The organism is Prevotella dentalis DSM 3688 (assembly GCF_000242335.1).
Lineage (GTDB): Bacteria > Bacteroidota > Bacteroidia > Bacteroidales > Bacteroidaceae > Prevotella > Prevotella seregens.
In genome coordinates this window covers 1-21,894 of sequence record NC_019960.1, presented here as the reverse complement: position 1 = coordinate 21,894, position 21,894 = coordinate 1, and the positions used below count along the sequence as shown (strand labels likewise).

The 21,894-nt window shown below is 58.1% G+C and carries 10 protein-coding genes; 6 read left to right on the top strand and 4 right to left on the bottom strand.

All coding sequences use genetic code 11. From position 1 onward, the window contains the following. Positions 1-285 precede the first annotated feature (285 nt). From PREDE_RS00065 to PREDE_RS00050, 4 genes are all read left to right on the top strand, one after another. Positions 286-3,249 carry a two-component regulator propeller domain-containing protein gene (locus PREDE_RS00065; RefSeq protein WP_235777494.1) on the top strand — a complete coding sequence of 988 codons (2,964 nt, stop codon included), beginning with the start codon at positions 286-288 and terminating at the stop codon, positions 3,247-3,249. Positions 3,250-3,436: 187 nt separating this feature from the next. Beyond that, a complete protein-coding gene (locus tag PREDE_RS00060) occupies positions 3,437-6,643 on the top strand; it encodes a SusC/RagA family TonB-linked outer membrane protein (RefSeq protein ID WP_005845566.1) in 3,207 nt (1,068 codons plus the stop codon). 52 nt (positions 6,644-6,695) lie between these two features. Then, entirely contained in the window at positions 6,696-8,447 is a 1,752-nt protein-coding gene (locus PREDE_RS00055; protein WP_005845564.1) for a RagB/SusD family nutrient uptake outer membrane protein, read from the top strand. 52 nt (positions 8,448-8,499) lie between these two features. Continuing rightward, positions 8,500-10,311 (top strand): bacterial Ig-like domain-containing protein, encoded by a 1,812-nt coding sequence (locus PREDE_RS00050; protein WP_005845562.1) that lies wholly within the window; start codon positions 8,500-8,502, stop codon positions 10,309-10,311. 121 nt (positions 10,312-10,432) lie between these two features. Here the strand turns inward: PREDE_RS00050 and PREDE_RS00045 are convergent, their stop codons facing one another. From PREDE_RS00045 to PREDE_RS00035, 3 genes are all read right to left on the bottom strand, one after another. Beyond that, complete coding sequence (locus tag PREDE_RS00045; RefSeq protein WP_005845560.1) at positions 10,433-10,642, bottom strand: hypothetical protein; 210 nt, start codon at positions 10,640-10,642, stop codon at positions 10,433-10,435. A 29-nt stretch (positions 10,643-10,671) separates the two neighbouring features. Beyond that, positions 10,672-15,075 (bottom strand): hypothetical protein, encoded by a 4,404-nt coding sequence (locus PREDE_RS00040; protein WP_015298306.1) that lies wholly within the window; start codon positions 15,073-15,075, stop codon positions 10,672-10,674. Between the two features lie 296 nt (positions 15,076-15,371). Then, positions 15,372-16,682 carry an undecaprenyl-phosphate glucose phosphotransferase gene (locus PREDE_RS00035; protein WP_005845554.1) on the bottom strand — a complete coding sequence of 437 codons (1,311 nt, stop codon included), beginning with the start codon at positions 16,680-16,682 and terminating at the stop codon, positions 15,372-15,374. A 402-nt stretch (positions 16,683-17,084) separates the two neighbouring features. Between PREDE_RS00035 and PREDE_RS00030 the strand changes: the two genes are divergently transcribed. Continuing rightward, entirely contained in the window at positions 17,085-18,317 is a 1,233-nt protein-coding gene (locus PREDE_RS00030) for a nucleoside recognition domain-containing protein (RefSeq protein WP_005845552.1), read from the top strand. Between the two features lie 130 nt (positions 18,318-18,447). Continuing rightward, positions 18,448-19,938: an oligosaccharide flippase family protein gene (locus PREDE_RS00025; RefSeq protein WP_005845550.1), complete on the top strand. Its 1,491-nt coding sequence runs from the start codon at positions 18,448-18,450 to the stop codon at positions 19,936-19,938. A gap of 553 nt (positions 19,939-20,491) precedes the next feature. Here PREDE_RS00025 and ruvB read toward each other — a convergent pair. Then, a complete protein-coding gene (ruvB, locus tag PREDE_RS00020) occupies positions 20,492-21,523 on the bottom strand; it encodes a Holliday junction branch migration DNA helicase RuvB (protein ID WP_015298304.1) in 1,032 nt (343 codons plus the stop codon). Between the last annotated feature and the right edge of the window lie 371 nt (positions 21,524-21,894).

Genomic DNA, 21,894 nt, shown 5'->3' with positions numbered 1-21,894 from the left:
AGTGCGGCCGCGCCGTCATCGCAATGCGAAAACGGCGTAATCGCGCGGCGAAAACACCGTAAACGCAACGCGGTTACGGCGCAAACGCAGGCCGGCAAACAAGGAAACGCCGCCGAGGGGCACCGCCCACATACCGCCACAGGCGGGCGGCGGCACCTGCGGCCACAGGCAGGGCAGAGACGGCCAATGGTAAACCGCAAAAGATTTGGCGGGTCGGGGCTTTTTTATTATTTTTGTACGGAATTGCAATTCATAATGTCTCGACCTGCCATGAAGTCCTTGGGCATGATAAGCTGGCTGCTGATGCTGGTGCTGGCAACGCCGGTTGCCGGCCGCACAAGCGCGGGCCGGACCCACGAACGCTACAACGTGGACCTGCTCGACATGGGCCACGGCCTGCCCAACAACTTCGTGGACGACATCCATCAAGACAGTTACGGCTTCATCTGGATATGCACACGGGGCGGCGGCCTCGTGCGCTACGACGGCTACGGCTACGAATACTTCGGCTCCGATTCCCGAGGCCGGCTCATGCGCAGCCACTCGTGCAAGAACGTGGCCGAAGACCGATTCCATCGGCTCTGGGTGGCTTTCGACGACTACACGGGCATACTCGGCCTCAACACCCTTAAGGAGACGATACCGCCGTGCGCCACGACAGCCCTCGAATCGCAGCTGGCACGGGCCCTGAAACAGCGCGGGCTGCGGGTGTACCGCGACACGCAGGGCAACATCTGGATGGTCACGCAGAGCCATATACACCGCATCGCGTTCGACAGTCGGGGCACCGTGGTGGGGATGGCCGCCATGCCCTGCCGCGTTTCCGCCCCCGACGTGGCCATTTGCGACATCCGGGGCGACGGCTCCGTGTGGCTGGGGCACGACAACCAGATAGAGCTACTCACCGTGAAAAACGGCCGATTCCATCGCAAAGACCTGCGCGCCGCATTCGCTCCATTGGGCCAAGCCTACATCATGACCATGACCCGGTACCGGGGCTACGTGTGGCTGGGCACCAATGACGGCATCTATATCGACGACGCCGACAAGACACGCATCGTGCAAGGCAGGGGGCCGGTGAGCCTGTCGCAGAACTATGTCACCGCCCTCTGCCCCACCTCCGACGGCCGTCTGCTCATCGGCACGCTGCAAGGACTGGACATCTACCACCCCCTGACGCGCACCACGGGCCACTGGAACACCACCTCGCCCGAGCTGCAGCTCTCCAGCAACTTCATCAACTGCCTGTTGACCGCCAACGGCCAGATATGGGTGGGCACCGAATCGGGCGGCGTGAACAAGCTCACGCCCCGTCTGCTCAGCCTCGTGAACTACACCCACCAGCCCAAGACACCCGGTTCGCTCTCGCCTAACTGCGTCAACGCCATGTACGTGCAGCGCGACGGCACGCTGTGGGTGGGCACTGTCGAGGGTGGCCTCAACCGCAAGGCACCGGGGAGCAACACGTTCGTACACTACACCACAGCCAACTCCCCGCTCACCCACAACAGCGTGTCCACCCTCGCGGCCGACGCCGGGGAGCGCACACTATGGATTGGTACCTGGGGCGGCGGCATCTGCACGGCCGACCTGCAACAGGGCGGGGCCATCCGGCCACTGAACGTAGGCCCACAATCGGCCGGTTCGCTCGATTTCATCGGAGCCCTGGCCGTAGACACCCTGAACCGCGGCCTGTGGGTGGGCACCAACACGGGGCTCTTTTTCTACGATTTCACCGAGCGTCGGCTCACGCAGCCCCTGCCCGCCCGGCCACGCATCACGGGCTGCATCGGCAGCCTCGTCACCCGCGACCAACAGCTCCTCGTGGGCTGTCTGGAGGGCATGGTGCAGATCGATCTCAGGTCGCGGCGCAACGGTCGCTTCGCCCGTTACCGGCAGTCTGCCTATAAGCTCGACGACCCGCAAAGCGGCATTCTGGAGAAGATTCAGGCTTTCTGCCAGACGCGCGACGGCACCCTTTGGCTGGGCAGCAACGGCTACGGACTGTATCGCTGTACCCGATGGAATGGCCAAAAACGGTTCAAGGCCTACACCACCGACCACGGACTGCCCTGCAACGCCGTGAAAGGCATTGCCGAGGATGCCCGCGGCCGGCTCTGGATAACCACCGAGCACGGCCTGGCCCACTTCGACCCGCAGACCGAAACCTTCGACAACTACACCCGGGCCGACGGTCTGCTCTCCACCCAATTCTACTTCAACTCGGTGCTGCTCTCGCCCCAAGGCGTGCTCTATCTGGGCTCGTGCGACGGCCTCACCGCCCTGATGGGCCTCAGCCGGCCGGCCTATACCCAGTCGCATCTCTGCTTCACACGGCTGCTGGTAGACAATGAAGAGGTCACGCCCGGCTCGGGCTACCTGCACGAAAACATGGTCACCGCACGCACGCTGTACCTGCACGAGGGCATCAAGTCGTTCACCATCGAGTTCTCTGCACTCGATTATGGCTACGGCCATGAGGACGTGTACAGCTGCCGAATGAAGGGTTTCGACGACGCCTGGATGCGGTTGCAGCCGGGCCAGCACAGCGTGCGCTACTCCACGCTGCCGCCCGGCGACTACGTGTTTCAGGTGGCCTACGGCGGCGCGCCCGGCAGCCGCCACGTGCAAACCATCGGCATCCGCGTGAGGGTTGCCCCTTATTTCTACAAGACCTGGTGGTTCCTGCTCGCATTCATCACCATTGCATCGGCCGCGGCCTACGCCCTCTACCGCCGCCGGCTCCGCATCGTGCGTCGCCGCGAGGCCGAGAGACTCTACCGCCCCATCGAGGCCGCCATGAAAGAAAGCGACAATCCCGAGAGCCTGCAAGCCCGCATACAGACCATCCTGGCCAACCAGAACCGCTACGTGGAGAGCGTGGCCAAGACGCAGGAGGCCGACAAACAGGCCATCGCCCGGGCCAGCAAGAGCTTCATGGACCGCGTGATGACCCTCATGGAAGCCCACTACAGCGACCCCGACTTCGGCGTGGAGGAGCTCTGCGAGCGGATAGGCATGGGGCGCAGCGCCCTGAGCAAACGGCTCAACGCCGAGACGGGGCTGCCCACCAGCCAGTTCATCCGCAACTACCGGCTCGACATTGCCCGCCGCATCCTGCTGGAAAACGTGGGCAACCGCAACATCTCTGAGATAGCTTTCAAGGTGGGATTCAACGACCCCAAATACTTCACGCGCTGTTTCACCCGGCAATACGGCACGTCGCCCAGCCTCTACACCGGAAAGTAAAACAGCGGCCCACGGCGGCCCGTTGCGTTTTGTCCACCCATTGGAACGCTTTGTCCACCCATCGTCATCAACCTTTTTCTAATTTTGGCACCGGATATACCGCTATCGCCAAAAGCCTTACACCCAAGCCCGGCCACGGCCGGGCGCGCATGCCAGGCCTTTACATTTAAACCTAAATACAAATCAAATGAGGAAACAACTATTCTCAATCATGCTCTGCATGAGCGCCATGGGCGGCTTTGCAGCCTTTGCCACGCCCGCAATGGCCTCTGTGGCACAGGCCCCGACCATCAAAGTGAGCGGCCAAGTTGTGGACGACCAGGGCGAACCGCTCGTGGGAGCCACCATCAAAGTAAAGGGCACCAAGGACGGAACCGTGACCGACCTGGACGGAAAGTTCCAGCTCGACGCCCCGGCCAACGGCACGCTCGTAGTGAGCTACGTGGGCTACAAGGATGCGGAAGTAGCTGTACGCGGCCGTGCCATCATCGAACAGATCGAGCTCTCGGCGGACAACAACGTGCTCGACCAGGTCGTAGTGGTGGGCTACGGAACGCAGAAAAAGGCCGATCTCACCGGCTCCGTCTCGATTGTCAACGCCGAAGAGATGAAGAAGGCCTCCAACTCCAACATCTCTACCATGCTCGAAGGCAGGGTGCCGGGCGTGCAGATCACCACCGACGGCCAGCCGGGCGCCGACCCGACAGTGCGCATTCGCGGCATCGCCTCGTTCCGCGACACGGCCCCGCTCTACGTCGTCGACGGCGTGCCGATGGGTACCACCATCCGCGACTTCTCGCCCAACGACATCGCTACCATCCAGATTCTGAAAGATGCAGCCGCCGGTGCCATCTACGGTTCGCGCGCAGGCAACGGCGTTATCATCATCACCACCAAGAACGGACGGAAAGACCAGCCGCTCAAGGTGGACTATTCGGGCTACTTCGGCGTGGACAACATCTCGCGTGGAGTCTACGACGTGATGGACGCCAACCAGTACAGCCAGTACATCGGACAGGCCACGGCCAACTCCAACACGCCTCTGCCCGGCGGCTACAGCCTTGACGCCGCGACCCAGCGATACCGCTTCATGGACAACACCAACACCGATTGGTTCGGCGAAGTGTTCAAGACGGGCGTGCGACAGAACCACAACGTAAACCTGAGCGGCGGCGGAGCCCACAACACATTCAACGTTGCCCTCGACTACTTCAAGCAGAAAGGCACCCTCGAAGGGGCCGGGCCCAACTACGAACGCTATACTGCACGCGTGAACAACACGATGGAAACGAAGTTCGTGAAGTTCCGCACCTCGCTGGTCTACTCCCACTCCTCGCAGGACGGCATGGGCCTCTCCAACGCGTCGGAATACGTGCAAGGCCTCTACGGCGACGTGACCAACGTGCTGCGCGGCACGCTCCTCATGCAGCCCACCATCCGTGCCTATGACAACTCCACGTGGGTGCTCGACGACCGCGTGGGCCTGGCCAGCGGCTATAACTACGACGCTTACGGCTACGGCGTGTACTACGACAACATCCACGGCGACATCTCGGCCTCCAATCCACTGCTGGTGAACAACCTGTTGCAGCGCAACACGCGCGTGGACCGATTCGTGGGTACGGGCTCGGCAGACGTGGATCTGCTCAAGATGGTGGGGCTCGGCAGCAAGAACCACAGCCTGACCTACCGCCTCAACCTGTCTTACAGCATGACCCACGCCAAGGATCGCACCTGGATCTCGGCCTGGGCGCAGAGCAACCGCGTGTATCTGGACAAGAGCAACGAGCGCCTTACCAAAGCGAGCCGCGACTATACCGACGCCCTCATTGAGAACACGCTGACCTATGACGGCCATATTGGCAAGCACAATATCAACTTCGTGCTGGGCCAAACCTATGAGGAAGAGCACACAGACCTGCTTACCGGATGGGGCATCAACCTGTACGAGCCCTACTTCCTGCAGGTGCAACACAGTGCCAAGCGCGACGCCGAGTCCTACGAATACGTGCACACGCTGACCTCTTTTATCGGTCGTCTCAACTACAACTACGACGAGAAGTATCTCTTCTCGGCCATCATCCGCCGCGACGGCAGCTCCCGCCTGTCCAAGAAAAAGCGTTGGGACACGTTCCCCTCGGTGTCGTTGGGCTGGCGTTTCGACAAGGAAAAGTTCTTCCCCATCAGCCACGACGTGGTGAATATGTTCAAGTTGAGGGCCAGTTATGGCGTGCTGGGCAACGAGAACATCGGCGAATACCAGTACCAAGCCACCATGGTGCGCAACAATATGACCTATAGCTTCGGCAACACACCCGTCACTGGCTCGGCCGTGTCGACGTTTGTCAACGACAATATCAAGTGGGAAAAGCGCAAGACCACCAACGTGGGCCTCGACCTGGCCATGTTCAACAACCGGCTGGAGTTCACTGCCGAGTGGTACAAGAACCGCTCGGAAGACCTGCTCTACGGTGTGCCTGTGCCCGAGCAGGCCGGTGTTTCCAACACCACGGTCATCATGAACGCCGCCACCATGGAGAACAGTGGCTTCGAGTTCTCGGCCACCTACCGCAACCGCGACCATGCGCTGAAGTATGAATTGAGCGCCAATCTGAGCACGTTGAAGAACAAAGTGGTGTCGCTCGGCTTCGGTACAGAGTCTTACATCACCGGCTCTTATGCCACCTATGTGGGGCAGGAGATCGGCCAGTTCTACGGCTGGGTGTATGAAGGCATCGCACGCACAAAGGACGACCTGGCCAACCACGCCACCCAGCAGGGGGCCAACGTGGGCGACTGCCTCTACAAGGACGTGAGCGGCCCCAACGGCACACCCGACGGAAAAATAGACGAACACGACCAGGTGGTGCTGGGCAGCGGTCTGCCCAAGGTGAACTTCGGCCTCAACGCACACCTCGAATACAAGAACTTCGACCTGAGCATCGCCACCTACGGCGCACTCAACTATCATGTATCGGACGACATCTACAACAGCCTGAACTCCTGCTACGGCTGGGGCAACAAGGATGTGGCCGTGCTGGATGCCAACCGCTGGTCGGAGGACGGGCAGACCTATCTGTCGAATGTGCCGCGCACCTATGCCACGAACAACGCCACACTGGCCTGGAACGACCTCTTCAGCTCGCGCAAGATTCAGAACGCCGCCTATTGGAAGATAGCCAACATCGAACTGGGCTACAACTTCCCGGACAAGTGGTTCGGCGGCATCGTCTCCGGCGTGCGCGCCTACGTGTCGGCCCAGAACCTCTACACCTTCACCGGCTACCATGGCTACAATGTGGACTATGCCGGCGGAACGTTCACCCCGGGCTATAACTTCTGCTCCTTCCCCAGTGCACGCAGCTTCATGTGCGGGCTCCACTTCACATTCTAATCCCTGTATGCACAACCCTAACACGAGAACCATTTAATCAGAATCACACGATATGAAACTATCTCATATATCCCTTGCCCTGCTGATGGGCCTCGGCACGCTGACATCGTGCAATGACAAGCTGGAACTGGTAAACCCCAACCAGCAGACCACGGGTACTTTCGGCTTCAACGCCAACGACCTGGAGGAGAGCGTTGTGGCCGCTTACAACCACATTCGCATGGAGGGTTCCTATGCCCGCGTGGGCTACACCATCGACGTGTGCCGCGGCGACGAGGCCTGGAACTCCTCGCAGGTGTGGTACCTTCCGTTCGACGACCTCAATGCGGCAGTCACCAGTGACATCACGTGGTGGCCCTGGCGAGAGTGGTACTACACCATCAACGTGTGCAACTTTGCCATCTCACGTTGCGGCACCAACAATGCCACACTCTCGCAGGACATGAAGCGCATCAAGGGTCAGGTGCTCTTCCTCCGCGCCCTGGCCTACTACAACCTCGCGGGCTACTACCAGAACCCGCCGCTTATCACCGACTATGCCAGCTATTCCACCCTCGACGGGCTGTATGGAAAGAACAACACTTACGACGAAGTGCTCGACCAAGTGGAGAAGGATTTCCAGGAAGCCATGACGCTTCTGCCCGCCCGAACCGAGGGCGGCGAGTGGGCCAAGGGGCGCGCCACGAGCGGTGCCGCCGCCGGCTATTATGCCCGCACGCTCATGCAGCGCCACAAGTACAGCGAGGCGCTGGCCGTGCTCAAGGACATCATCGGCAAGAAATACGGCTCCTACAAGCTCATGGCCAACTACGGTGACAACTTCCGAGAGGGCCCGCAATACGAGAACAACGACGAGAGTCTCTTCGAGGTGCAGTTCCTCGACAAGGACGCTCAGGGCACCGACGACGAGTGGACACCCGTCAACACCAGTCCCAATGCCACGCAGGGGTCGGCCATCGAGAGTAACTTCGCCCCGGGCCGTTACGGCGGCTGGGCCGACATCTCTGCCTCGCCCTGGCTCTACCAGCTCTTCAAGCAGGAGCGGACCACGGCCGGCAAGCTCGACCCGCGCCTCTATTGGACCATCGGAACCTACGAGGCCGACTGGGAAGGTTTTGAGTATGGCAACATGGGCTACGGACAAGCCATGACTGCAACAGACACCGTGGTGACCAACAACTCCAACGGCGGACTGCCCATCGCCAAGTTTACCAACCTGCGCACCGGGCTCTACGACAAGGTGGTCACCGGTCTGCACGACGGTATCAACCTACGCATGATGCGCTATGCAGACGTGTTGCTACGTGCCGCAGAGTGCGAGAACGAAATCAACGGCCCCACCCAACAGGCCATCGACTGGATCAACGAGGTGCGCCGCCGGGCCGGACTGGCCGACCTGAAGCTGGCCGACTTCCCCACAGCCGACAAGTTGTTCGAGCAGATTGCCAACGTGGAGCGGCCCAAGGAGTTCGGATGTGAGTTCGGCCGCGGCTTCGACCTCATCCGCTGGGGATTCTTCTACAGTGCCGACCGGCTGCAGCAACTCAAGGAACACGGCACTTTCCGCCGCTCGCTGCGTCAGGCCAAAGAGCCCGTCAGCTATGCCGACATTGCCAATGATTCCGAGTTGAAGTGCTCATACGACACCTATGTGCAGGGCCACGAGTTCCTGCCCATCGTCCAGACACTCACCAACAAGAATCCCAACCTCAAGGGCAACTCGGCCAACGAGAGCACAGACAACGCAGCCTACTTCCAGCAGAACGGCTGGACGGTGCGCCCCGTGGTCAGCCTCGGCAAGTAGACGGCAACTTACACCTTATTATATAACATCTTTAGATTAGCAAGATACAGATATGAGACATCTCCATCATATAGCATCCGTCCTCGGTACAGCGGCCCTCGGGCTGCTGGCTCTGACGGGTTGCGAGGGCGGCGACCTGTACAACGTGAACGCCCCCGACTGGATTTCCCAGAAGATAGACTCCATCAACAAGTCGAAACAAAACGTTGAAGAACCGCTCGTCGGCATGCAGGAGGATGTGTATTCCTTCGGCGCCGCCGACTTTACTTCGGGCTGGTGGCAAAGTTTCTCCAAGTACTACGTTGTGCCCGACGGAACCAAGTGGAACGCAGTGTTCAATCTAAGCATCAATCCCAACGACGACACGTACTACAAGAACTTTGCCCTCATCGTGACCAACGATGCCGAACGCGGGGCCACCGACTACAGCGAGTACGGTGCCATACGCTTCGACGCCACGGGCGACTCGGCCAAATACAACTCGCAGTGGGGCAAATACCTTTACTTCAAGTACACCAACAGCACGCTGTTGCTCTCGCCAGATGCCAACAACAAGGATGCCAACGTACAGAAACTCGGCGGCAAAGTGACGCTCACCGTAGACCGTTCGCGCACTGATTCGTTCGTCGTCAAGATGACAAACGGGGCTGTAACCAAGACTTATACCCAGCCCTACAAGCTGCCCAACCTCAATGCCGATGCCGCCAACACGAACATTCGCTGCTTCATCTGCGTGGAAGGCTCGCACATCGACTTCCTGCAGACGAACGTCGTACCCGTGGGCGGCCTCACCTCGGCCCAGGACAAGGCTCCGGTGTCGATGTTGCTGCAGAACGTTCCCGACGAAGTAGACCAAGGCACTACGCTCGCAGATGCTATGGCCAACGTGTCAGCCGTGGTGACTTACGAGGAAGGAGTGACCAAGACCATACCGGCATCGGAACTCTATTTCTCGGCTATTCCCGACATCACCGACCTGGGAGAGAAGAACCTTGTGGCCATCTACAACAAGACTTTCAAGGGTGAAAACGCCGCCACGCCCATTGTGACCAATGCAAAATTCAACGTCGTGGCCAAGATTCAGTCCATCAAAGTGACGCAGAATCCCACCCGCACCCACTACTATTATTACGACTCGCCGGCCACCAGCGACCAGGACCGCACACTGACTTTCGACCCCACGGGGCTGGAAGTGACCGCCACCTACGGCAATGGAACCAGTAGCGTAGTGAACAATGCCAAGCTCTCGTTCTCGCCCGTGCCCGCCACACCCGGCACGCACGCCGTGACTGTCACCACCAAAAACGGCAAAACAGCCACGGTGGACGTGACCGTGGCCGAGTCGAAAATGACTGCCGCCACCCCCACACCAGCCATTTTGGGCGCCGAGGACAACTCGTCGGCATGGTGGTCGGCCCATACCGACAACGTGCAAGTGCCCGCAGGTGAGACCTATGCTTTCTCTTTCACCAACTATAGCAGCCTAAAAGGCAACTGGAACAACTTTGTTGTGGTGCTGCGTAGCAGCGACAACGCCACAGAGTATGCCGTATTGCGCTCCGACAACTATGGCTGGGGCAACGGCTACGCCGCCTGCAGCCACAACGGTACGCAGGGCGAATGGGCCACATGGCTGGCTGCAATGAACGGGGCCAAGGTCACCGTCTACGTCACCAACTGCAACAACGGCACAGCAGACGTGCAGGCTATCATGGCCGGTACCGACGGAAACACCTACACGCAGTACTATCTCGGCGTGAATACAGTCGATCCAGGCAACCTTAACGTGGCTTTCACCATCGATGCCTGCCACTTGGTGTTTGGGACAGCCGGTGCCAAACGGCATCCCGTTCGCCGTCGCTGAGCCCTCTTGCCACGAATCTTTTCCCCCTTTACAACGTCAATCGGGGAAGCCGCCATACGGCGGCTTCCCCGATTTTTTCATGAGGACATGCGGCTGTCATTGGATACCGGCAGCTCGTCCTTCAGTCATCCCAGCTGCAAGTGGACCAGCGTTTGGCTCCCATGTCACTGCCATCGCCGTCGCCGCCATACTGGGGCACCGCCTCTTCACCCGTATTGGTAAGACCCGTTTCCTTGTCCGTAGTCATCGTATTCGGGGATCCGGCAGCCAAGTAAGGCTCTGCATTGACGATAATGGGGGTTGTTTCAGGAACAATATATCTTCTTTTCATCTTCTTTATGTTTCTTTCCGTTTGTCAGATTACTTCACAATGACCTTGCGGCCGTCTACAATATAAATGCCCTTGGGCAAGCTGCCGAGCGGCCTGTCATGGCCGGCCACCCGCTGTCCCTGCAGGTTATAGATGCCGACGGCGGAGGCCGGAGCGGCCGAACTGCCGATCACATCCTCTATGCCAGTGGCTTCATCGGTCAGCGACCCACTGTCATCGCCGTCCACATCACGCCACACCATCGCCCTGGCATGGATGGGAGAGCCAAGCTCGTTGCTCAAATATGAGCGGAATCCCTTGATAGAGGCGCCTCCATCCTTGACAAGTCGCTTCAGCAAGCCGGCCGTGGAGAGGTAGTAGGAGTAGTTGGGCACGGTTCCCTTAGCGAAAGTTCCACGGAAAGTGATGCCTTCGGAACTCATGCCTTCAGTCGGGGCGGCAACATCGCTCTCTAAAGAAACATGCTCGAACTTCAGCTCACTGATGTCCTTAGTGGGCCGGATGAAATAGGGTTGCCCGGCAACAATCATGTGATAGACGTGCTGGTCGAAGTTGATGACCATGTTTTCGGCATCGCTCTTGTCTATGTTATTGAAGGTGATGATCCGTGCATCGTTGCCGAAAGTCTCCCTGAACTTTGTGTCGCTCACCGCAAACGGCAGACAAATGGGGGCCCATGTGTTGGCGGCCAGCGAGCGACCGACCAGCGTCACGTTGACATTCTCGCGGTCAGCAGCCGGGGCGGCATAGGCTGCAACGCCGTCGTTCAGCGTCACATGCCCGGGATTAGTGGTGTAAATACCCGTCGTGTTGCCGGCATCATAGACATAATTGGTGGGAATAAAGGCGAAACCACAGAAGCCCAACTTCGATCCGTTCTGGAAAACATAGTAGCTTTTGCCGGCTTTCACATGGAGGGCATAGCGCACGTAGGCCTTGCTCACGAGCGTGTAGCCGCCATTACTCAGGCGGATAACCTCCTCGGTGGTACCAGCATTCTTGCCTTTCCACCCCGCAGTAAGGGCCGCACAGTCGGCGGTGTTCGAGAACTTCGAGTCCCAGAAGAATGCCAAGTCACCCGTCTGACCGGTCAATCCGGCGATGGCGGCATCGTTCATCCGGCACCGATAGTACCCCTCGGTGTATCGTCCCCTATGGCTTACGTTAGGATTTCCGGCATCCTCAGCCAGTCCGCCCACGGCAGTCCAGTTGTTGTCGAGGTCTTCATTTCTGCCCGTTTCATCGGTAATGAACAGCGGTCGATACTTCAAAGCCAAGGAAGAAGAGGCTCCTGCCGTCTCGTCCTCGTCGTAGTCGCAGGCTCCATTCTGAAGCACATAGACCATGAGCGTACCGCTTTCTTCGGGCTCAAAGCGCAAGTAGGCGCCTCGACAGGGCAGATTGACAAACGTATGAGTGGCATCAGCGTCTGTGGCATAGCCCACAACGTCCTCATCGGTGGCGTTCTGCGTGCCTTGTGTCTGGTAACGGAAGCCGTCGAGCGGGTAGCCCACGAGATCCTCTTTCGAGGTTTTCCACGAGTCGATCAGCGATTCGACACTCTTCACAGTACCGTCATCATTGTGGCTCAACTTGGTATAGGGGCCGACACCGTCCTTCCATCCACCCACGGTCATGAACATTCGGGTGGGAATGTTGGTGGTGGTCAACCGATCGCCTACGGAGAGCTGCTGGCCGTCGGCCATGACATAGGTGGGGATGGCTCCCACGGTCACCGTGTAGGCGGGCGTTCGATACACCCCGGCGACGGTGGCCGAGTTGACAGTGGCCGTCACGATCTCGCTGCCGATACTCACCGGTGTCACCACGCCGCTCTCGGCTTGGACGGTGGCATGGCCGTTGGAGGTGATGGAATAAGAGACCGTACTCTGCCTCTCGGCGGTGAGTTTAGGCAGCGTGCCCACGTATCCATTCATGAAGACCGTGGCCTTTTCAATGGGAGTGATGTCGTTACGCTGATAGATGAAAGCGGGCAGGAAGTTGAGTCCATGGAGTCTCAGTCCCTCGTTGCCGGCTCCGTCGCCTTCGTTGTAGAGGCAATAGGTGCCTCCAGCCAGCAGCGGATGCTCAAAAGTATGCTCTCCACTGGCTGCCGTGGCGGGCATAAAGTTCTCGGTATAGAGCGTGCCGCCGGCGGTCTTGCCTACAAGCACCACCTTGTTGTTGGCCGCCACATTGGCGTCAATGGTGAGGAAACCGTTGGTTATGGGGCGCAAAGTGAAGTATGTGCCCTTGGTGGGGAAGCCGTCGGCATCCTTGTTGCTCACCGGGCCGTCGGCCACCACGAGCCGTCCGTTGTCTTCATAGGCCCTCCATCCGTCCTCGCCGTTCGTGCCGAACATCATTTTCAGTCCGGATACGCCATTGATACCGTAGCCGCCGGGCACGGTGCCCGCTCCCGTAATCCGCATCTTACCCATGTCCTTGTCCGACGGACTGGCCGTCTTTACTATCTCATAGGCAAACCTTCCCGTGGCATCCACCACGTTGATGACATAGGTAGTGGAGCAGGTCTCATAGCCATCCGCGGGTACTTTGCCCGTTGCCGTCACGGTGACGGTGACCTTGCCGGGACGGATGCCCTTGGTGATGGCGCCGGTCTGGGCATCTACTTGAGTACCCGTGCCGTCGGGATCGCTCACCGTATAGGTAAGATTATAGTGCGGGGTCACATCGCCGAGGATGCTGTTTGTGGCTGTGACCACGGGCTGAACAGGCTGGTCACCCACATACACCGTCTGCTCGGCGGGCGTAGCCGTCAGCGTGGCGGGAATGGTTTTGGTCACATCAAACGTGATGGGAATGTCCTCAGAAATGTCCCAACTCACGTGGTTCCAAGGTACAATAAAGATATGAGCATTGAACGAGCCCTCTTGCAGATACTTGATTTTCCAGACCTTGTCGGTGCCATAGCCCTCTGTGGTCTTGAAGATAATCCACCGCTTACCCTCGTCATCGGTGTAGCGGGTCTTCAGTTCTTCGTGGGGAAATCCGTCCAGCGTCAGTTCCACCTTGCCCGACTCCTCCTCGGGAAAGGCCACAAAATAGTCCATATTTCCGTAGTCCACGTAGGTTACCTCCTTCGTGTCCTTGTCGGTGAACTTGCCACGCACCTTGAACTGGTCGGTGAACACATAGGAATAGCCGGCCGGAATCCTTGTCTCGGATGGCGAAGGAGTCACTTCTACCTGCAAGGCGCGCCTGAGCACGTGCAGGGTGTAGCTGGCATCGGCCGGATTTGCATACAAGCCATTGTTTGCGGTGGCCGACGAAACCATGATGATGTCGCCGGGAATGCCGTTAAGCTGATAGCTTCGCTGCGGGTTGTAATAGTTCGTAGCCTTGGCATATTCGTCGTTGGCAAACCAGTCAAGCCAATATTTTGTGTCCCGTTCCAACGGCCTCACATAGGTGTACGACACTTTCTCGGCGCTCTGCCCACCTTTATATAATAAGGTGAACTGCGAGGTCACATCGTTGCCATAGGCATCGTAGACCACAGGAACCTGCTGATTGAGCTCCGCCGCATTCTGCGTGCGGTACACCGTCTCCTCCGCATGGAGGAACACCATGTGCGTGGCAATCTTTCCGTTCACCTGCTCCACTGCCACCGTCACATCCTGCGTCACGGCATCAAAAGTGGCGGCATACTCCGTCTTCGGGGCGATTGTATAGTGGATGGTGGCCGTACCGGCACTCACACCGGTAATGGTTTTGTTGGCGGCATCATAGGCAATGTAGCTGTTGCCGTCGATGGTATAAGTGGTGATAGCGTTTGCAGGGTCGGTGACATGCACCTGTCCCTCGGCGTCGGTATAGGTCAGGACGAATGCCGGGGCCGCTACGGTCTGTCCCACGGCCACGCCCATGTGGGGCTTCGGCGAGACAGAGACGGTGGGTGAAACCTTGGGAACGGCAATGATGTAGTACGCATTGCCGGCATTGTACTGCCCGGCATAGGCTGCAACAGGAGTCGCGGTCACGGCAATGCGCACGGAACCAGCCTTGTCGCCTATCTTCACACTGCCGTAGAGGCGTGTAATGGTGGTACCAGTCACGGGATCCTCGGTGATTTGCTTGCCGTCCTTGTCGGTCTTTCCCGTGGTGCCGTCGGGCTGGAGGCCCTGGCCGTCTACGAAATAATTGATTTGAAAACGATTGGTGATGTCGGCATTTGTTACAGGATCCTTGACGATCACCGAGGGGGCTACGAACTTGTACTGGCCGGGCTGGGCGGCGAATGCCGTCTGGCTGAGTGTCACGACAGGAGTGGCCTTGGACAACTGGGCAGAGCTTTGAAGCTCGTCGAACATGTTGACAGCCTTGCCTTGCAACGCTATGGGCAGAAAGACCGACAGCAATAACAGACGCCACGTCCGTGGAGTCACTCGAAAAGAATTGCTTACACGCATTTTGTGATTTAAATTTGATTTGTCGATTACGTCTGATTACAGACCTTAGATCGCTCTTACATCTTGTTGGCGCGCAAAGGTACACTGTTTATCCATAGACTGATAAACAGGAGAAATATTTTAAGAATCGTTAGTAACGGAAGCCGAAAAATTAATCTTTATTTGCCAATTTGTACAAAAATATAACATGGCAATCCCCAAAACAACTGTTTGCGGGGAACACAAAAGCATGGGGCAACCCGTCCCCAAGCATTCAAGAACACCGGAGCCGCCGGAAAGGCAAGGAGCCGTGCTCCTTAGTAGGCGTGCTCGTCGTGCACGAAGAAAGACTTGACGGTTCTGAAGATAATCCTGATGTCGAGCCAGAAACTCCAGTTCTCCACATACCAGATGTCGCGGCGCACGCGCTCTTCCATCTGCCACAGCTCCGAGGTCTCGCCGCGGAATCCCGTCACTTGGGCCCAGCCTGTGATGCCGGGCTTGGCAAAATGGCGCACCATGTACTTGTCAATGAGCCGGCCGTAGAGCTCGGTGTGGTGCAGCATGTGCGGCCGTGGGCCCACAATGCTCATGTCACCCTTGAGCACATTGAAGAATTGGGGCAGCTCATCGATATTGGTTTTGCGCATAAAGTTGCCGAAAGGGAACTTCCGCGGGTCGTCCTTGGTGGCCTGAACGTTGTCGGAATCCTTGTTCACGTGCATGGAGCGGAACTTGTAGCAGTCGAAGGTGTTGCCGTCCAAGCCCGTGCGTCCCTGCCTGAAGAAAATGGGACCGGGACTCTGCAGCTTGATGATGAGCCCCACAATGAGGATGACAGGCAGCAGAAAGATGCACACCACGAGGCTGAAACACAGGTCAAACGTCCGCTTGATGAACCGGTTCATCGGTTTGGTGAGCGGTTCCTCGCGGTTGGTGAACACCGTGTAATTGCCAAACTGCTGCATGGAAAGGTTCATCTCATAGTCCTCAAAGATGCGCGGCACATAGAAGAAACGCACGACGCTCTTGTCGCACGACCGCACGATGCGCATCACTTCTTTCTCTTCCTCGTGGGGCACACTGCAGAATATCTCGTTGACCCCCGGATCCAGCAACGGGTCGGCATCCCATCGGTCGAGCAGTGCATTGAGGTCCTCGATGGTGCCCAGATACTTCAGTCCCGCCGGCGGATTCTTCATTTCGTGGTGAGCATAGTAGCCCTTGACGCGGTAGCCCATGGAGGTTGTCATCGTGAGATCCCGGTACAGACGGGCCAGCGAGAGGTCGTGGCCCACGAAGAGCACGCTCTGTGTGTTGCGCCCCATCTTGCGCAGACACCTTAATGCCCAACGCTCAATGATGCGCGAGACCATGAAAACGACGTAAGACGTGGTACCGAAGACCACCAGAAAGGGGAAGAGCGTCTCGCCGTCCGACAGGAAGCGAACCATCAGAAACATCAGCACCACCTGCGTACCCACCAGTTTCAAGGTGTTGCCGGCAATGTTGGCCACGGTCACCAGCCGCCGCTGTACGATGGTATGGAAGAAGTATTCGGCAATGAGCATGGTGAAATTCACCACCAGCAGCGACTGTCGGGTATAGACATCGAAATAAGGCGGCACCCTGTCTGTGAATATAAAGGCCCAGGAAGAGAACGTTCAGTAAAATGAAGTCGAAGATAAAGACAGCAGCCCGTACATAGTCGTTGCCACCCGAAGTCTTCCGAAGCGTAATTCCCCCTGTCTCGTTATTCTTTTTCATACCGTGTTTCGTCATTTGTATTTGCATCATGTTTTCATAGTACCTCATCTGCCGGTCTTACGGACGGCCCGGGACCGGGCCTTTCCATGCCAAATAAGGAGTATTCTCTTTAAAGTCGGCATAAAATTAAGAAATAAATCTGAAATGAGCAAGCGTTTACGGCTGAAATCGTCTCAAAATCCTCCGTATTTCCGTTTTTCGACAACACTTCACCGGCTTTTTGTTTTCGGGCTATTCGCTTTTTCGTACCTTTGCAGCCAGTTATGGTACTCAACTATATTTGGATCGCTTTCTTCGTCATCGCCTTCGTCTTCGGGGCCATTCAGCTTTGCCTGGGCGACACTGCCATCTTTCAAAAGATGGTCGACTCCACTTTCGATTCCTCCAAGACGGCCTTCGAGACCTCGCTGGGCCTCACCGGCGTGCTGGCTCTTTGGCTCGGCATCATGAAGATAGGCGAGCGTGCCGGCGTGGTCAACGTGCTGGCCCGTATGCTGAGTCCGGTGTTCACCAAGCTGTTTCCCGACATCCCGCGCAACCATCCCGTGATGGGCAGCATCTTCATGAACATCGCGTCCAACATGCTCGGACTCGACAATGCAGCCACTCCTACGGGCCTCAAGGCCATGTCGCAGATGCAGGAACTCAATGCGCACAAGGACACGGCAACCAATCCAATGATTATGTTCCTGGTGCTCAACACCTCGGGCCTCACCATCATTTCCACCACCATCCTGGCTTTCCGCGCCTCCTACGGCGCCGCCACGCCCACCGATGTGTTCATCCCCATCCTGCTGGCCACCACCATGGCCACGCTGGCCGGCATCATCATCACCTCGCTGTGGCAGCGCATCAACCTGCTGCAACCGGCCCTGCTGGCCGTGATGGCGGGGCTCGTGGGGTTCGTGGGCGTGGTGATATGGGGCTTCGGGCGGATGGACAAGGACACCATGGGGCAAGCAACGTCGGTGGCTGGCAACCTCATCCTGCTGGGCATCATCGTGCTTTTCATCGTGGCGGGCCTGTTGCGGCGCATCAATGTCTACGACGCCTTCATCGAGGGAGCCAAGGAGGGCTTCACCACGGCCGTGCGCATCATTCCTTATCTGGTGGCCATCCTCGTGGCCGTGGGCGTGTTCCGCGCCTCGGGGGCCATGCAGCTGCTCACCGACAGTATAGCCTGGGGCGTGCGGGCATGCGGCCTCAACACCGACTTTGTGGGGGCGCTGCCCACGGCTTTCATGAAGCCCCTCTCGGGTAGCGGGGCCCGCGGCCTGATGCTCGAGGCCATGAAGACCTACGGCGCGGACTCGTTCGTGGGGCGGCTGAGCTGCATCTTCCAGGGTTCCACCGACACCACCTTTTATATATTGGCCGTCTACTTTGGCAGTGTAGGCGTGAAGTTCACGCGCCATGCCGTGGCCTGCGGTCTGCTGGCCGACCTTGCGGGGGTGGTGGCAGCCATTATGGTGGCGTATGTGTTCTTTGGAGGGTAGGCAGGAGAATAGGAGATGACAGGCTGTTATAGGAGGGGATAGGCCATCATAGGAAGAAAGAACAGGCTGTTATAGGAAAAAGAACAAGCTGTTATAGGAAGAAATCAAAGTATAAAGCAACGCGATATTCATGGCAAATTTAAAATCATTGCTCAAAGACACCGCCATCTACGGCATCAGTTCGATAGCCGGGCGGTTCATCAACTACCTGCTCGTGCCCATCCAGACAGCGGCGTGGGCGGCGTCGGGCGGGCAGTATGGCGTGGTGACCAACGTCTACGCCTACACGGCCCTGCTGCTGGTGGTGCTCACCTACGGCATGGAAACCACTTTCTTCCGCTATGCCAACAAGACCGAGGAGAACCCGCAGACCGTCTATACCACGACACTTCTCGCCGTGGGCTCTACGTCGCTGCTGTTCATCCTGCTGGTGTTGGGCTTCCTGGGGCCCATTGCTTCGTTCATGGGCTACGCCGACCACCCCGACTGGGTGGCCGTGATGTTTGTCTGCGTGGCCGTCGACGCTTTCAAGTGCATCCCTTTCGCCTACCTGCGCTACAAGAAGCGGCCCGTCAAGTTTGCCTGTATCCAGCTGGCCAACATCCTGCTCAACGTGGTGCTCAACATCACCTACCTCTTCATCCTGCCCCGGCTCCACCTCAACCCCTTTGGGCTCTACGACGAGCACTTCACGCTCGACGTGGGCATGGTGTTCTACATCAACCTCGTCTGCACGGGCTTGGTGACGCTCATGTTCTGGCGCGAGCTCACCGAAGTGCCCTACCGTTTCGACGCCCGGCTGCTGCGCCGCATGCTGCGCTACGCCTGGCCGCTGCTCATTCTGGGCATTGCGGGCATCCTGAACCAGACGTTCGACAAGATTGTCTTCCCCTTTCTCTACCGCGGAGCCGACGCCCGAGCCGAGCTGAGCATCTATGGCGCCACGGTGAAGATAGCCATGATTATGGCCATGATTACCCAGGCTTTCCGCTATGCCTACGAGCCTTTCGTCTTCGGCAAGGCCAAAGACAAGGACAATCGGGAGACTTACGCCAAGGCGATGAAGTACTTTATCATCTTCACGCTGCTGGCCTTCCTGCTCGTGGTGGGCTATATGGACGTGCTGCGCTACATCATTCGCAACCACGACTACTGGGCCGGGCTGCGCGTGGTGCCCATCTGCATGGCGGCCGAAATCATGATGGGCGTGTACTTCAACCTCTCGTTCTGGTACAAGCTCACCGACCGCACCATCTGGGGAGCCTGGTTCAGCGGTGCGGGCTGCCTGGTGCTCATTGCGGTGAACGTGGTCTTCGTGCCCCAGTACAGCTACATGGCCTGTGCCTGGGGCGGCTTTGCGGGCTACGGCACAGCCATGCTGCTGAGCTACTTCGTGGGCCAACGCTACTACCCCATCAACTATCCCGTGCGCCAAATCATGGCCTACGTGCTGCTGGCTCTCGTGCTCTTTGCCGGCATGACGGCCGCCAACGCCCGGCTCGGCATGCTCTCGGCCCTGGCTGTGAACACTGTTTTGGTGGCCATCTTCGTGGGCTACGCCGTCAGGCGCGACTTCCCCCTGGCCTCCCTGCCCGTCATCGGCCGGCATTTCAGACACTAAACACGCTTTCAAAGTGGACATCCGCCACGTGCTCTGCATGATGGACCGCCGGGGACATGCCGACCGTCTGCTGCGCGAGATCGGGGCACGATAACGCCACCGCCTCGTCCCCGCATCACGACAAGGCCGTAGTCGCTGTGCGACTACGGCCTTGTCGCGTCATGAACACACCGTAATCGCGCGGCGTTTGCGGCGTAGACACAACGCGTTTACGGTGTTTTTTAGACAGAACTACATATTCAACAGATGGCTCGCGCGGTGGGTTTAAAGACATAGTAACAGAATAACATGCGGCTCGCGCGCTGTTTTTTAGACATAACTACATATTCAACATATAGCTGCGCCATGATTGTCGGGGTATGAATGTAGGGGCCGGGCCGCACGCCAATACCCCATGATTCACCGCGCCAGCCATCTGTTGAATATGTTGTTATGTCTAAACCATCCTCGCGCAGCCACTTGTTATTCTGTTACTATGTCTTTAAACCCACCGCGCGAGCCATCTGTTGAATATGTAGTTCTGTCTAAAAAACACCGCGCCAGCCGTCAAACATCAGAAGAGGGAGGTCTGCATGATGTCGCTCTCGTAGGGGTTGCGCCCCAGATGCTCGTAGGCCAGCCGCGTGGCCATACGGCCGCGGGGCGTGCGTTTAATGAATCCCTCCATGATGAGAAAGGGTTCGTACACCTCCTCCACCGTACCGCTGTCCTCGCCGATGGCCGTGGCGATGGTCGACACACCCACCGGACCGCCCCTGAACTTGTCGATGATGGTGAGCAGAATCTTGTTGTCGGTCTCGTCGAGGCCGTACTCGTCGATGTTGAGCGCCGAGAGCGAGAGCTGCGCGATGTCGGTGGTGATGGTGCCGTTGCCCTTCACCTGGGCAAAGTCGCGCACGCGGCGTAGCAGTCCGTTGGCGATACGGGGCGTGCCACGGCTGCGACGCGCTATCTCGGCGGCGGCATCGGCGTCGATGGGCACTTTGAGCAACATGGCCGAACGGCGGATGATGCGGCGGAGCGTCTCGGGGTCGTAGTACTCCAGGTGCATGTTGATGCCGAAGCGGGCACGCAGCGGAGCCGTGAGCATGCCCGAGCGCGTGGTGGCCCCCACAAGGGTGAAAGGGTTGAGGTCTATCTGGATGGAGCGGGCCGAGGGGCCCTTGTCGATCATGATGTCGATGCGATAATCCTCCATGGCCGAGTAGAGATACTCCTCGACCACGGGCTGCAGGCGGTGTATCTCGTCGATGAAGAGCACGTCGTTGGGCTCCAGCGAGGTGAGTATGCCTGCCAGGTCGCCGGGCTTGTCGAGCACAGGACCGCTGGTAATCTTGAACCCTACGCCCAGCTCATTGGCGATGATGTTGCTCAAAGTGGTCTTGCCGAGGCCCGGAGGACCGTAGAGCAGCGTGTGGTCGAGGGGCTCGCCGCGATACTTGGCGGCCTCGACGAAGATCTCCAGGTTCTCTACAACCTTCTGCTGGCCGTTGAAATCCTGGAAGCGCAACGGGCGCAAGGCATTCTCAAAATCCTTTTCAGCCGTGGAGACCCGCTCCTCCCTGATGTCAAAATCGTCTGTCATTCCGTTTGTCTTTTCGTCTGCAAAGATACAAAAAAGTGCCGCCATGGCGACAGTATACCCCGAGTTTTGACCAAAAAGACAGGGTTTTAAAGACATAGTAACAGAATAACATGTGGCTCGCGCGAGGAGATTTAGACAGAACAACATATTAAACAGATGGCTGGCGCGATGGGTTTAAAGACATAGTAACAGAATAACAGATGGCTATCGCGCTGTTTTTTAGACAGAACAACATATTAAACAGATGGCTGCGCCACGGTTGTCGGGGTATGAATGTAGGGGGCGGGCCGCGCGCCAACACCCCATGATTCACCGCACGAGCCATCTGTTATTCTGTTACTATGTCTTTAAACCCATCGCGCCAGCCATCT

Excerpts from the sequence above, each read along its gene's own strand:
- PREDE_RS00065 (WP_235777494.1), top strand. The coding sequence starts at position 286 with ATGATAAGCTGGCTGCTGATGCTGGTGCTGGCAACGCCGGTTGCCGGC.
- PREDE_RS00060 (WP_005845566.1), top strand. The coding sequence starts at position 3,437 with ATGAGGAAACAACTATTCTCAATCATGCTCTGCATGAGCGCCATGGGC.
- PREDE_RS00055 (WP_005845564.1), top strand. The coding sequence starts at position 6,696 with ATGAAACTATCTCATATATCCCTTGCCCTGCTGATGGGCCTCGGCACG.
- PREDE_RS00050 (WP_005845562.1), top strand. The coding sequence starts at position 8,500 with ATGAGACATCTCCATCATATAGCATCCGTCCTCGGTACAGCGGCCCTC.
- PREDE_RS00045 (WP_005845560.1), bottom strand. The coding sequence starts at position 10,642 with ATGAAAAGAAGATATATTGTTCCTGAAACAACCCCCATTATCGTCAAT.
- PREDE_RS00040 (WP_015298306.1), bottom strand. The coding sequence starts at position 15,075 with ATGCGTGTAAGCAATTCTTTTCGAGTGACTCCACGGACGTGGCGTCTG.
- PREDE_RS00030 (WP_005845552.1), top strand. The coding sequence starts at position 17,085 with ATGGTACTCAACTATATTTGGATCGCTTTCTTCGTCATCGCCTTCGTC.
- PREDE_RS00025 (WP_005845550.1), top strand. The coding sequence starts at position 18,448 with ATGGCAAATTTAAAATCATTGCTCAAAGACACCGCCATCTACGGCATC.
- ruvB (WP_015298304.1), bottom strand. The coding sequence starts at position 21,523 with ATGACAGACGATTTTGACATCAGGGAGGAGCGGGTCTCCACGGCTGAA.